The 14,221-nt window shown below is 48.0% G+C and carries 10 protein-coding genes and 1 pseudogene; 8 read left to right on the top strand and 3 right to left on the bottom strand.

All coding sequences use genetic code 11. The features are described from left to right. The first annotated feature begins 191 nt into the window (after positions 1–191). The gene (locus tag ACLD9W_RS02615; protein WP_410840562.1) at positions 192–740 is read left to right on the top strand and encodes a YbhB/YbcL family Raf kinase inhibitor-like protein; all 549 of its coding nucleotides are present in this window, start codon (positions 192–194) and stop codon (positions 738–740) included. Positions 741–856: 116 nt separating this feature from the next. Here ACLD9W_RS02615 and ACLD9W_RS02610 read toward each other — a convergent pair whose 3' ends face one another. The 3 genes from ACLD9W_RS02610 to ACLD9W_RS02600 all read right to left on the bottom strand — a co-directional run bounded on the left by ACLD9W_RS02610 (position 857) and on the right by ACLD9W_RS02600 (position 3,526). After that, positions 857–1,651 carry a helix-turn-helix transcriptional regulator gene (locus ACLD9W_RS02610; protein WP_410840561.1) on the bottom strand — a complete coding sequence of 265 codons (795 nt, stop codon included), beginning with the start codon at positions 1,649–1,651 and terminating at the stop codon, positions 857–859. A 123-nt stretch (positions 1,652–1,774) separates the two neighbouring features. Further along, on the bottom strand, positions 1,775–3,028 hold the full coding sequence (locus tag ACLD9W_RS02605; RefSeq protein ID WP_410840560.1) for a hypothetical protein: 1,254 nt from the start codon (positions 3,026–3,028) through the stop codon (positions 1,775–1,777). A gap of 147 nt (positions 3,029–3,175) precedes the next feature. Next, on the bottom strand, positions 3,176–3,526 hold the full coding sequence (locus ACLD9W_RS02600) for a DUF1801 domain-containing protein (protein ID WP_410840559.1): 351 nt from the start codon (positions 3,524–3,526) through the stop codon (positions 3,176–3,178). A gap of 395 nt (positions 3,527–3,921) precedes the next feature. Between ACLD9W_RS02600 and ACLD9W_RS02595 the strand changes: the two are divergent. The 7 genes and pseudogenes from ACLD9W_RS02595 to ACLD9W_RS02565 all read left to right on the top strand — a co-directional run bounded on the left by ACLD9W_RS02595 (position 3,922) and on the right by ACLD9W_RS02565 (position 14,212). Further along, positions 3,922–4,874, top strand: a pseudogene (locus ACLD9W_RS02595) (IS110 family transposase). A gap of 282 nt (positions 4,875–5,156) precedes the next feature. After that, complete coding sequence (locus tag ACLD9W_RS02590; protein WP_410840558.1) at positions 5,157–5,468, top strand: DUF4184 family protein; 312 nt, start codon at positions 5,157–5,159, stop codon at positions 5,466–5,468. Continuing rightward, a complete protein-coding gene (locus tag ACLD9W_RS02585) occupies positions 5,372–5,947 on the top strand; it encodes a DUF4184 family protein (protein WP_410840557.1) in 576 nt (191 codons plus the stop codon). Before ACLD9W_RS02590 ends, ACLD9W_RS02585 begins: the two co-directional genes overlap by 97 nt. Before the next feature lie 230 nt (positions 5,948–6,177). Then, a complete protein-coding gene (gene cas3 / locus ACLD9W_RS02580; RefSeq protein ID WP_410840556.1) occupies positions 6,178–8,463 on the top strand; it encodes a CRISPR-associated helicase Cas3' in 2,286 nt (761 codons plus the stop codon). A 96-nt stretch (positions 8,464–8,559) separates the two neighbouring features. Then, a complete protein-coding gene (locus ACLD9W_RS02575) occupies positions 8,560–11,436 on the top strand; it encodes an SNF2-related protein (RefSeq protein ID WP_410840555.1) in 2,877 nt (958 codons plus the stop codon). Continuing rightward, positions 11,421–12,887: an AAA family ATPase gene (locus ACLD9W_RS02570; protein WP_410840554.1), complete on the top strand. Its 1,467-nt coding sequence runs from the start codon at positions 11,421–11,423 to the stop codon at positions 12,885–12,887. The genes ACLD9W_RS02575 and ACLD9W_RS02570 overlap by 16 nt, the downstream gene beginning before the upstream one ends. Before the next feature lie 101 nt (positions 12,888–12,988). Beyond that, positions 12,989–14,212 carry a hypothetical protein gene (locus ACLD9W_RS02565; RefSeq protein ID WP_410840553.1) on the top strand — a complete coding sequence of 408 codons (1,224 nt, stop codon included), beginning with the start codon at positions 12,989–12,991 and terminating at the stop codon, positions 14,210–14,212. The last annotated feature ends 9 nt before the right edge of the window (positions 14,213–14,221 follow it).

Raw genomic sequence — 14,221 nt, 5'->3', positions numbered from 1 at the left:
CATTTGTATTGTTGGCGACCTTGATGCTTACCATTCTTTTTGACCTGTTTTGAGCCGCAAAAAGGGCATTTTTTGTGTTCAAAGGTTTTGACTCCGCTTAAAGTCTTGTAGCATAAGGCTTGCGGGGGTTTTGGGCAGTAAATTTGTTACTTACGCCGAGTTTTCAACCCTATCCCAATAAGGAAAACATTATGAAAACATTGTTTTACATCGCTGCGCTGATTGGTTTGACCGCGCTCTCTGCCACGGCTGGTGCAGAAGGAAAATTTGCTGTGCAAGTGGGCGGCTTGCAAAACGGACACTTCGCCGAACGCCATGTGTTAAGCGAAGCCTATGGTTTTGGCTGCACAGGCGGCAATATCGCGCCCACTATTTCGTGGAAAAATGCGCCCAAAGGCACAAAAAGTTTCGTGCTGACGATGTACGACAAAGACGCACCCACAGGCTTGGGCTGGATGCATTGGGTGGTCGCCAACATTCCTGCCCATGTCTCCACGCTGCCTGAAAACCAACCTTTGCCGCAAGGCGCGCTGCAAACGCGCACCGATGGCGGCACAGCAGGCTTTATGGGCGCGTGCCCGCCCAAAGGGCAAAATCACCGCTATGAAATCACCGTTACCGCCGTGGATGTGGCAACCTTGCCCAATATCACCGCCGACGCCACGCCCGCGCTGGTGGGCTTTTTCGCCAACGCACACGCGCTGGGCAAAGCCAAAGTTACCGTGCGCCAAGCGCGATAGCAGTTTGATGAAGCAGCAAAAAGGACGCAGTAAGATGCGTCCTTTGGAATTTGAGGCAGCCTGAAAACGAGCCAAGCGAGTTTCAGCGAAGCTAAAACGCGTCTCTAAAAATGTTTTCAGGCTGCCTTGCGCACATCGCTTGGCGTGCAGCCAAAATGCGCGCGAAACTTCGCCGCAAACCGCGCAGGGCTTTCATAGCCCACTGCATACGCCACCTGCGCCACGCCCAGCGGCGACGTTTGCAGCAGGGTCAGCGCCCGCATCATCTTCACACTGCCCGACAGTTCGCGAAAAGACGTGCCTTCGTTCGCCAACCGCCGCCGCAGCGTTGCCTCGCTCATGCCCAGCTGCCGCGCCACATCCCTTATCTGCCAGTTGACAGAGGTATCCCGCGCAACCAGTTGGCGGATCTGCTTGCTCAAACGCTGCACCGAATGCGGATTGAACACCACCCCCGCCTGCGCCAGCCAAGACAGCAATTCCATTGTCCGCGCCGCCAAAACCGTTTCAGGCAGCCGCGCCTGCACGCCCTGCACCACACGCAAAAACGCTTCATTCCACGCCGCATCAGGATGCAGCACCCGCGCCAAATCCACCGTTTCCCGCGCGGGATATTGCGCGAAAAACTGCGCCACCCATTCATCGCCCAGCATCAGCCAGTCCGCGCGGTAACCCTGCGCTTTATCAGGCTCATTCAGTACATCAAACGACTGCCCGCCCGCAATCAGCAGCCATTGTCCCGTCGTTGCAGTCAATTCGCCGCCCGCGTAGCGCAACGTTTTACGCCCATGCACCACGCGCACAACCATCGGCTGTGCAAACTGCGATTGCGCGAATGAAAGTTTTTTGTGCTGCAACACGCAGCCCGTTTCCACATGCTGGGGACAGGCAAAATGGTTAATCGTCGGCATGGCAAAATCAGTTGAATCAAAACAAGAGATGATAAGGGGGAAGGCGTTTTCAGGCTGCCTTTTCAGACGGCATTAAGGCAGCCTGAAAGTGGAGATTGGCTTTCAGGCTGCCTTTGCTGCCGTCTAAAACTCTGCTTCCAGTTCTTTAATCTGGCGCAACAGCTCGCGGCGTTCGCTTTCGTTCAGTCCGCGGATATTGCGCAACTCGGCATCAACGGGAACGGGCGCGCCGCCGCCTTGCGGGGCGAAGGCGAGATATTGTCCGTGGCGGCGTACGGGTTGGAAGTTGTGGTCGCTAAATGTGATTTTGCGGATTTTGCCGTTGATGGGCGCGGGGTAGAAATAATACGTCCGCCTGAGTTTGCGATTGGTGCCGGCGATGTAAATCGGGATGGCGACGAGTTTCCACGGCTGCGCTTCGGGGCGGTTGATGGCGGCAAGCACGGCGCGACGACGGCGGTAGCGGGACAGCTGCCACCCACACGCGGCGGCGGTGATGACGGCAAAGGGCAGCAGCGGCAGAAATCCGCGGATGTCGGCAGGATCGGCGGCGTTGCGCACGATTACGGCGGCAAAAACAAGGCTGCCGATAAGCATCAGGGTGCACAAAATGTTTGCCAGCGGATAGCCGCCGCCGATGCTGCGGATGCTGACTTGGGCGGGCAGGCGGACGGGGAATTCGCGCGGCTCGGGCAGCGCGACGGGGTGCAAACCAAGGGCTTGGGGGGAAAAGGTTTGGCAAAAACCGTCGAGCACGGCTTGGCGGCGGCTTTTGTCGGGCTCGGCTGCCAGCGTGCAGATTAAATCGGGCAGGTGTTTGCCGTGCCGCAGGGGGATTACGGGCAGGCGGATGGTGAAGTCGCGCAGGCGGTTCAGGCTTTCCGACAGGCGCAGATGCTTGGTGACGCGTGCTTCCATTTGGTCGAGCGTGGCGTTATCGGGCAGCGGCTGGTCGGCTTCCAGTTCTTCCAGCTCGGCTTCGATTTCGCGTAAAGGGCGGCTGCTCAGGTACAGGGTGGCAGGAAACGGATACACAAAAACCACTCTGTTGATCAGTTCCCACGGATAGAAAACGTTTTCGCGCTTGGTTTTGTTGCCGCTTTTCGCGTCGACCCCGTCGAGTTCTTTTTCAACAAATGCTTGGACAATGCGGATGCCGTCGGCGTTTAACACCAGTTTGGTGCGGCTATCGGCGGCGTGGTAGAGCAAAAGGGCGGCAAACACCAAGCAGAACAAAACGATAAAAGCTCCGCTTAGGACAGATTTTAGGCTGCCAACAAACAGCAGCGGCGATGCGGCAGCGGCGATGGCGAACGAGATGAGCGACACCAGCAGCGATTTTAGACGGGCATTGGTGATGCGGATTTCGGCGGGCATGGGGTTCCTTTTCTAGATGCGGTGTGCGGTTTTCAGACGGCATCACATTATAGACATAGGCAGCCTGAAAAGCTTGCTTGAAGAATTAAACAAAGGCAGCCTGAAAACGGGAAACCGGTTTTCAGGCTGCTTTTTCAGCCCGGCATTTTATTCTGCTGCTTGTTGTGCCAACCGTAAGTACTCCGCCAAATGCTTATTTTCTATATCTTCAAGCGTATGTAATTTCAAATGACGACGGCCTTTACCTTTGCCTTCCAATAAACCGTGCGGGTCTGCCATCTCGGCACCATGACCAAATTCCACAGTTACATGCTGCTTATAAACAAAAATGCCGCAAAACGGTTCGGGTGCAGCAAACAAAATACCGCCATATTTCACTTCTTCGCCTACTGTATCTACCAGTTGCCATATTTTCGTGCGCACACTATTGGCAATTTCATACAAGGCAGGATTACTAATTTGCCAATCATTCAGCAGATTTTTCACTTTTTGATCCATGGTCTTCTCCTAATTTGGGCTTGTGGGTTGGACATTGATGCCCGACAAAGTATTCCAAACCGCTATCTACGGCGCGGGCGGGTTTCAGGCAGCCTGAAAACCGTATGGGCGGCAAGGCTGTATTTTATACAAACGGCGAAACGGTTTTTGCGATTTGCCGTGTCGTGTAGTTTTTCAGGCTGCCTTTTTAGGCTTTCAGACGGTCTGAAAAGTGTCGGATACGAGTATCCGACCTTGTATATCGGAACTTCCGTATCATAGCAACAAACCGCCCGCCGCTGCCCGCATCCGACTAAGGCAAACAACCGTTGTGTAGCTCAGGGAGCGGTCGGGCAACCCATCGACACAACCGGACAGTTGCCGGACAACACAACCGAATGCAAGGCAGGTTTATGATGAGTACCCAACACAATTACGCAGGCATCGACATCGCCAAACGAAACTTCGTCATCGCCGTTTCGTCTTTGTCTAAAACCAAAACCGAAACCAACAACCCCAAAGGCATCGCCCATACCGTCGAATACCTTAAAAAACACAAGGTCGCTCTCGTCGTCATGGAAAGCACCGGCGGTCTCGAAGTCCCCGCCGCCAAAGCCATCCACCGCGCAGGCATAGCCGTCATCATCGCCAACCCGCGTCAGACGCATCAGTTTGCCCAATCGCAGTCGCTGACCAAAACCGACGCCAAAGATGCAAAAATGCTCGCCTTCTTCGCACAGATGATGACGCAGAAAGAAGGTTGGCAAACCATGCTCTGCCACCCGCCCACCGAAGCGGAAGAAGTGTTGGAAGCATTGGTTAACCGCCGCAACCAACTGGTGGATATGCGGACTGCCGAGAAAAACCGTCTGTATCAGGTTCATGAAACGCAAGTCGAAAGCGTCAAACAACTGATTGCCCATTTTGACCGGCTGATTGACGAATTAGACAAACAAATCGACGACACACCCACACGCATTTTGATGGCAAAGCCCAAGTGGCGGAGCAAATCAAAGGCATCGGTTCGATAACGACGGCAACGCTGATGGCAATGCTGCCCGAATTGGGACGGCTGAGCCACAAACGGATAGCGAGTCTGGTCGGTATTGCCCCACACCCGAGGGAGAGCAGGGAAACCAAATTCAAAAGCCGCTGCTTCGGCGGAAGGTCTGCGGTGCGTAAGGCGCTGTATATGGCCACCGTAGTGGCGATGCGGTTCGAACCGTTTATTCGGGATTTCTACCAACGCCTGCTGTCCAAGGGTAAGCCGTATAAGGTTGCCGTTACGGCATGTATGCGCAAACTGCTGACGATATTGAATGCCCGGATGCGTGATTACTTTGCAGAAAATGGTATCCAAACGGCTTGATTTGAGTTTTGGTATTTTTGCCCGACGGGGTGAAAAATACAGTTGCTACGCATTTACTGATATGTTTTAGCTAAGATAAAAGCCGATATGGTCGTTGCAGTTGGCACAGTATTGGGCGTAAGTTTGGCGCGTATTTTGTATTTTGGGGTGTGCAGGCTGCTTTTTAACAATAGAACCGATGTACATCATTAAGGAGAATGCTATTTCAGTTAGAACGTGCCGTATAAGATCGACGGCATCGGCACACAGCACCCCTAACAGGTTTGTCCGCCATAAAATCTAATGTCTTTCCTCTTGCCCGCTGCGTTAAAATCGCGGTTTCGCATCATCATCGGATTTCAAAATATGCCGTTTACCCTTGCCCACCCGATTGCCATTTTGCCGTTTTCACGCTGCCGCTATTGCTATTTCCCTGCATTGGTCATCGGAAGCCTTTCTCCTGATTTCGTCTATTTTCTGCATGGACGTGCCGTATCCGGCGGACATGGTTTGGCCGATTGCTGTGGCCGAACCTGCCGTTGTGCTTCGCGGTTTATTGGCTTTATCTTGCCCTGTGGCGGGACACTTTGTCTGATTTTTTACCAAATTGCCTGAATGCCGCCCCTTATAGGCCGTCTGAAAATGTAGATTTTCATAAAATCAAAGCGGTGGCCTTGGCCTTCATACCGAGTGCCTTATTCGGCATGGGCACCCACCTATTCCTTGATGCGTTTACCCACCCCACCGGCTGGTTTGTACAGCATTTCCCCGTGCTGCAACAAACCGTATTGTTTCTGCCAATCTTTAAATGGCTGCAATACGGCGGCGGTGTAATAGGCGTAACCGCCTGCCTGTACTTTATATTCCACACCGTCCGCCGCCGGCCATACCGCTCTCGTCAAACCATTGGACAAAAATACCGTTTTTGGATTCTCTGTACCATACTGTCGCTCCTTGGTTTTTCCATCTGGCAAATCATTGCTCCCGTACCGTTAGGTCATGCTGCCACACAAACAATCCGCCTGATTGATTGTGCGGTAATTTCATTTTCGATATTGTGTCTGAGGCATATTGCCCGAAGGGAAAATGGCTGAAAAGCAGTTTTATGGCAATCGATAAGTGTATTGTTTTATATCTATTTATTTATTGAAGGCATTTTCATGATGATATAGAATCATTTTTATTTTATTGATTTGGCAAACAATGAATTCTGACTAGAGTGCCCATAATCTTAAAGCAGACGGACAACCGCAGCCTGTCTTTGCAAAGACAAGTAGCAGAAAACAGAAATAGCCCAGCTGTGAAAATACCCAAGGGGATTTAGATGACAACCTACTACGCCCATTCCGCGCAAGACGAACTCGGCAATCTCTTGCCTTATGAACATTGGCAAATCTTGCAAAGTCATTTAGTCAATGTTGGGAAAATAGCGGCGGAGTTTGCCCAGGTATTTGATGCGCAGGAAATTGCCCGCCATGCCGGACAGCTTCATGACGCGGGGAAATACAGTTTACTCTTTCAAAAGCGTTTAGAAGGAGAGATAAAATTTGTGGATCATTCCACTGCCGGAGCGAAAATTGCAGTCGAGCATTGGGGAGGTGTTATCGGCAAGCTGATGGCGTTTTGCATTGCGGGGCATCATGCAGGGCTAGCCAACGGGAGCGGTGAAGGTGATAACCGCCGCACATTGAAACAGCGTTTGGCTTTGCAATTCGGCGCAGATATTCCCGCTCTCGATAACCTGTGGCAACAAGAAATCAAGCTCCCTCAAAACCTGTCCGCACCGCCACTCAAAGCCGACGCGCATCATCCTTTTTTCTCCTACGCCTTCTTCACCCGAATGCTCTATTCCTGCTTGGTGGATGCCGATTATCTCGACACCGAAGCCTTTTATTTAAACCTAGAAAACAAAGGTGTCGAGCGCGGCGGTTATCCCGATCTAAACGCCTTACAACACAATTTCAATCAATTCATCAACGCTTTCAGACGACACATTGCCCAAGCTCCAGAGCAAACCGAAGCCGAAAAACGCAATGCCGCCTTAAACCGCCTGCGCAGCGAAATTCTCGATTATGCCGTAGAACAAGCGGTACAACCGCAAGGGCTGTTCACGCTCACCGTGCCGACCGGCGGCGGCAAAACGTTCACTTCTATGGCATTTGCGCTGGAACACGCCAAACGGCACGGAATGCGGCGCGTGATTTACGTCATCCCGTTCACCAGCATCATCGAACAAAATGCCGCCGAGTTTCGCAAAGCCTTTGGCGAATTAGGCGAACAAGCCGTGTTGGAACACCACAGCACCTTCGACGACGGCAAACTGCAAAATGAGGCCACCAAAGACAAATTGCGCCTTGCCTCGGAAAACTGGGACGCGCCGATTGTCGTGACCACCGCCGTGCAATTCTTCGAATCCCTCTTTGCCGACCGCTCCTCGCGCTGCCGCAAGCTGCACAACATCGCAGGCTCCGTCATCATCCTCGACGAAGCGCAAATGCTGCCGCTCAATTTGTTGCTGCCCATCATGCAAGCCATCAAAGAATTGGCGCAAAACTACCGCTGCAGTGTCGTCATGTGCACCGCCACCCAGCCAGCCGTGCAAGCCGAAAACGGCTTCTATCGCGGCTTTGAAAACGTGCGCGAAATAGCTCCAAAACCGACCGCACTTTTCGACAAACTGCGCCGCACCACCGTGCAACACATCGGCACACAAACCGACGCCGACCTGCTTGCCAAATTTGCCGAACACCCGCAAATGCTCGTCATCGTCAATAACCGCCGCCACGCCCGCAGCCTGTATGACCAAGCCAAACACCTTGACGGCACGTTCCACTTGACCACCTTAATGTGCGCCAAACACCGCAGCCAAAAACTGGACGAAATTCGAGGCCGTCTGAAAAACGGCGAACCCTGCCGCGTCATCGCCACCTCCTTAATCGAAGCCGGCGTTGATGTGGATTTCCCTCTGGTAATGCGCGCCGAAGCAGGCTTAGACAGCGTTGCCCAAGCCGCAGGACGCTGCAACCGCGAAGGCAAAAGGCCGTCTGAAAACAGCTTTGTCTGGATATTCGCGCCCGAAGATAAATGGCAAGCCCCGCCCGAACTTGCCGCCCAAGCCGCCGTTATGCGCCTGACCGCCGACAGTTTTTCAGACGACCTCTTATCCACCCAAGCCGTCGCCGCCTACTTCGCCGAGCTTTATCAATTAAAAGGCAGTGAACTGGACAATAAAAAAATCCTGAAAATGCACAACGATACAGGGCAAAGCCTCGATTTCCCATTCCAAACCATCGCCGACAAATTCCGCATGATCGAAAGCCACATGCAGCCGCTGATTATTCCGTTTGATGCTGAGGCTGAAAGCCTCATTAGCAGCCTGCACCACGCCGACCACATTGGCGGACTCTTACGCAAACTGCAACCCTACACCGTCCAAATCCCCGAAAAAGCCCTCACTGCCTTGTATAAAGCAGGGCGCATCGAACCAATTAACGAGAAAAATTTCGGCAAACAGTTTTATACGCTGATCGGGCTGGGTTTGTATGATGATGTGGCAGGGCTTTCTTGGGAGGATACGGCGTTTTTGAAGGGGGAGAGTTTGGTGTTTTAATTGAACTTATAATTTATAGAATATTAATTTGATTTTTACCTTTAAAAGGCATATCCTTCGTATGGCCTAAAAAGTAATTTGGAGAAAATTAAGACCATGTCCCAATCTCAACTGACACCACATCAAGCTCGATACTACTCCTGGCTTTTAACTCGTCAAGCCGAGGGCGGAAGTATGGACTCGTTAGCAACAACATTGGTTGATGCCCAAGTCGATTTAAACCCGCATCAAGTTGATGCAGCCTTGTTTGCCTGCAAAAATCCCTTGTCGAAAGGTGTGATTTTGGCAGATGAGGTAGGTTTAGGAAAAACCATCGAAGCGGGCTTGGTAATATTGCAGCATTGGGCAGAACGCAAACGTAAAATTCTGATTATCACCCCGGCCAACTTACGCAAACAATGGCATCAAGAGTTACAGGAAAAATTTGGCTTACAGGGCATGATTTTGGAGGCTAAAAGTTACAATGCCATAAAAAAAACAGGCAAAAACCCTTTTCGTCAAGAAAATCCCGTTATCTGCTCCTATCAATTTGCTAAATCTAAAGCGGATGATATTAAACAAATTGGATGGGATTTGGTTGTATTAGATGAAGCTCATCGTCTACGCAATGTTTATAAGAAAAACAATGTTATCGGTAAAACTTTAAAAGAAGCTTTGGAAAACGTATCCAGCAAAGTCCTATTAACTGCTACTCCTTTGCAAAATTCTTTGCTTGAACTTTACGGCTTGGTCAGCATGATAGATGACCGTGTTTTTGGCGACTTAGATAGTTTTCGTGCTCAATTCGGTGCAAAGGCCACAGAACAGACCTTATCTCATCTGCGCCAGCGACTCAGCCCTGTTTGCCGACGTACCTTACGTCGTCAAGTACAGGCTTATGTTCCCTATACTCATCGCCTTGCCATCCTGCAAAAATTTACTCCATCCGACCAAGAACGAGAATTTTCTCATTTGGTTGCCGAATACCTTCGTCGTCCAAATCTGCAAGCAATGCCAGAAGGACAACGACAGCTTATTTCCCTAGTGTTGTGGAAACTTTTAGCCTCTAGTAGCCGCGCTATTGCAGGTGCACTGGATACTATGACCAAGCGCCTACAAGGCGTATTGGCAGAGTCAACCACGCAAGACCTGGTCGAAACTCTGGACGAAGATTATGAAAGCTTAGATGAAACTGCAGAAGAATGGGAAGAGGAAAACGAATCGAACATTCTGACTGCTGATGAATATCAAGCGATTGCTGATGAAATTGAAGAGCTCAAACATTTTAAACAACTTGCCGAAAACATTCGAGAAGACGCAAAAAGCCGTGCATTATTGACCGCGCTTTCCACAGCCTTTGGCAAATTGAAAGAACTTGGTGCGGCGCAAAAAGCCATTATTTTTACCGAATCCAAACGCACCCAAGCCTATCTCTTAGAATGTCTTGCCCAAACCGACTACGCAGGCGAGAATGGTGACGGTATCGTGTTATTCAATGGTACAAACAGTGATCCTCAAGCACAAAAAATCTATAAAGACTGGCTCAAACGGCATGAAGGCAGCGATAAAATCACCGGTTCCAAAACTGCCGATACCCGTGCCGCTTTAGTAGAGCATTTCAAAGAGCGCGGTACCATCATGATTGCCACTGAAGCAGGTGCAGAAGGCATTAACCTACAATTTTGCTCACTCATTATCAATTATGATCTGCCTTGGAATCCACAACGTGTCGAACAGCGCATTGGACGCTGTCACCGATATGGGCAAAAACATGATGTCGTTGTGGTGAACTTTGTTGATGAAACCAATGAAGCCGACCAACGTGTTTACGAATTGCTTGAGCAAAAATTTAAGCTTTTTGATGGTGTATTTGGTGCCAGCGACGAAGTATTGGGAGCAATCGGTAGCGGCGTAGATATCGAACGACGCATTGCTGAAATCTACCGCCAATGCCGCCAGTCCGAAGACATCAAAACTGCCTTTGATAGCCTGCAAAGTGAACTATCGGACGAAATTAACCAGAACATGATGAAAGCCCGTCAAACCCTGCTGGAAAATTTTGATGAAGAAGTCCGCGAAAGACTGCGTGTTCGTGCTGAAGAAAGCCAAGTAGCACTCAACAAATACGAAAAAATCTTAATGGAGTTAACCCGAAGCGAACTTGGTGATAGCTCAGACTTCTATGACGGTGGTTTTATACTCAATAAGCTACCTGAAAATCTTTCAGACGACCTTGGCATTCCAACAGGGCGATATGAACTGCCGAGAAAAAGTGGCGAAGCCTATCTCTATCGCATCACCCATCCCTTGGCACAGGCTATCATCGATCGCGCCAAAAAACGCGATTGTCTACCAGCTCGTCTAATTTTTGATTATCAAGAGCATAACGGCAGGATCAGTACACTCGAACCCTATCGTGGACGAAGCGGACAACTTATTGCCAAACTCATCAGCATCAGCGCACTGGATGATATGGAACAACATATACTGATTGCCGCCATAACTGAAAACGGTGAAGTCCTACAAGCTGACGATCCAGAAAAACTTCTGCGCCTGCCTGCACGTATTGCCGAAACCACAATAAAAATGGGATTTCAGACGACCTTATCCGACAATATGACTGAACGCCGCCAAACGCTATTAAACCAAGCCACCGAACGTAATTTGGGTTATTTTGAGGAGGAAGTGCAGAAACTGGACGATTGGGCGGATGATTTAAAACAAGGTTTGGAACAAGACATTAAAGAAACCGATCGTGAAATCAAAGAAGTCCGCCGCACCGCCGCCACTTCCGCTACGTTGGAAGAAAAACTAAGCTGGCAGAAAAAGCAGCGCGAATTAGAAAATAAGCGCAGCCGCCAACGCCGAGAACTTTTTGATAAACAAGATGAAATCGAAGCGCAGCGTAACCAGCTGATTGAGGATTTGGAAGAACGTCTGAAACAGAAGGTTGAAGAGGAAGAGTTATTTTTTATTGAATGGGAGATGAAGTAATGAAGTATCCGGGATCTAATTGGTGGAAATTTGACTTCCATAATCATACGCCAGCATCAAGTGATTACAGAGAATGTAGTTTAACGCCACGTAATTGGTTGCTTGCCTACATGCGTTCAGGTATGGATTGTGTTGCTATTACTGATCATAACTGTGCTAATTGGATTGATAGTCTAAAAAATGAATTAAATAGCATGAAGAACGAGCAACCTCGGCATCCAGACTATCGTGATTTGTATTTATTCCCAGGGGTTGAATTAACAAGTTCAGATGGGATTCATATTCTTGCAATTTTTGATCCAGCAGAATCAGAATCTAGGATTCACGGGATATTGGCATTGAGTCAATACAATGACGATACGAATAATGCCCATGGTATGTGCAATATGGGAGCGTCTGCTATTTGCGACCATATTCATAATCATGGAGGTATTGTTGTTTTAGCTCATGCAGAAGAAATAAATGGGTTATTTAATGCAACAACCACGGCAGGAGGATTTACACCTAGATCAGTTCGTTCAATTGAACAGGTTTTAGATAAATCAGATGCTATTGAGATTCATAATATGGCCTCTCAGGCAGTCGTACATTTTCAAGATAAACTCAAAGGAAAAGCGCTTGTTAATGGCTCAGATGCTCATAAAACAAGTAATGCAGGTACACGATGGGCTTGGTTGAAAATGGCGCAGCCCAGTATTGAAGGATTAAAGCTTGCTTTATTAGATCCGGAAAGTTCTTTGTTACAGGCAGGAGAAGAACCTAAAGCACCTTTGTGCAGAATTACTTCTTTGCAGATACAGCAACTTCACTTAAGACGGCAATCTTTGAGCATTGATTTTAGTCCTTGGTTTAATGCCATTATTGGAGGTAGGGGAAGTGGTAAATCAACATTATTAGAAGCGCTTCGATTGGCTGTTGCACGCGAAGTAGACATTCAGGAACTTGGCACTTCAGATGAGAGTGATGTCGTTCGTGCATTTAATAGATTCAGAGCATCAGGGGGAGTAAGAGGCAATTTTGGCATGGTGCGGCAAGATACAGTATTGAAAGCCACTGTAGAAAAGTACGACCCATTGGCAGGTACTAAGGAAACATATTCCTTCACATGGACGCCTAGTGAATTTCAAGCACAACGGCTAGAAGGTGATATGTGGCAAGATACCGGATTGAGTGTTGAACAAGCAGCAAAAATTTTCCCTGTTAAAATTTTTAGCCAAAAACAGATTTTTGAATTGGCAGAACGCCCTAGTGCTTTGCTTAATTATATTGACAGAGCACCTGAGGTTGGGTTTTCTTCTTGGAAAGAAGAATATGAAAGATTATGTCGAAATTTAAGAGATCTGCGTCTTAGAGAGCGTACATTGGCGTCGTTTATTGAAAAAAAGCAGAGCTGGAAACAGAATATCGAGAAATATCTCGCAAGACACTTGCGTATCAACAATCCAATATAGCTGAGCAGGTTAAACAATATCAAGAAAATCAGGAAGCGCAGAGTATAGTTAATAATTTTGTTGAGAAGCTTTTCTTTCCTATTATTAGGCTTCATTCAGTATTGCAACAAAATATTTATGAACAGATTAGGTTGGGGGATATTTCCTTGCGAGATCCTGACTCTTCAGAGGTTCAACGACAAGCTGAATTAGTTGTAAATGAGTTAAATATAAAATATCAAAATATAATTCAGATTGCAGAGGAGATGCAGCATCAAGTTGATATATTTAAGCAAAGTCAACCTGTTACTGAATATCTTCAGAAAACAAGTTTAGCGATTTCTAATTATCAAAATGAAGTAGAACGATTAAAAGAAGTAGGTGTGGGTACCGCACAAGAGGCTGAAAGAGCCTTAAGAAGAAAGCAAGAATTGGAAGCTGATATAAATAGAATAAGTGAGCGACAAGAGGAACGAATTAATCTTCATAAACAGATTGTTAAGGCGTATGCTCAACTAGATATGCACCGCAGAAAATTGACAAAATTGCGTCAAGATTTTGTGAATAATGTTCTTGCTTCTAACCCAAATTTGAAAATCACAATTTATGGGCAGGCAGATATAGAACAATCTAATGATGAATTTCGCTCAATTCTAAGATTACAGGGGACTACATTCTCAGACAATATTCTTGTAGTTGATGATGTTAATGGACATAAAACAGGATTGCTTAGCCGATTGGTAAGTGATGATATTCATGATCCCGTACATAAAAGAGTTACAAACTTAAAATTGGGTCTTTTGGAACGTAGCAATAATATCCTAGGGCAAGTCATGCATGGCAAGTTTATCACCGCAATAGGCAAACTTAGTCATGATGATGAGAATGCGTTGCTAGAATGGTTTCCACACGATTTGGTAAAAGTAGAATTTAGGCGCAGTGAGCGTGATGCATTCCAATCACTGGAGCGTGCTTCTGCAGGACAGAAAACATCTTCAATTTTGTCTTTTGTGTTATCACATGGTCAGGAGCCATTATTACTAGATCAACCTGAGGATGACCTTGATAATGCATTAATTTCGGAATTGGTTGTTGATCAAATTCGTAGTAATAAGTTTCGCCGCCAAATAATCATTGTGACTCATAACCCAAATATTGTTGTTAATGGAGATGCTGAATTGGTATTGCCAATGGTATTTACTGGTGGGCAAATTCAACAAAATGATGCTGGCGGGTTACAAGAACGAGCTGTACGTGAACGGATCTGTAACATTATGGAAGGCGGTAGAATCGCATTCTACCAGCGTTATAAACGGATACTTGAAGATTTAGACTCAATTAATTAAGTGAAATAT

The sequence above is a fragment of the Neisseria sp. WLZKY-1 genome (genome assembly GCF_046546535.1).
Taxonomy (GTDB): Bacteria; Pseudomonadota; Gammaproteobacteria; order Burkholderiales; family Neisseriaceae; genus Neisseria.
The sequence above is the reverse complement of the archived record's forward strand: the minus strand, read 5'-3'. Positions and strand labels throughout refer to the sequence as shown.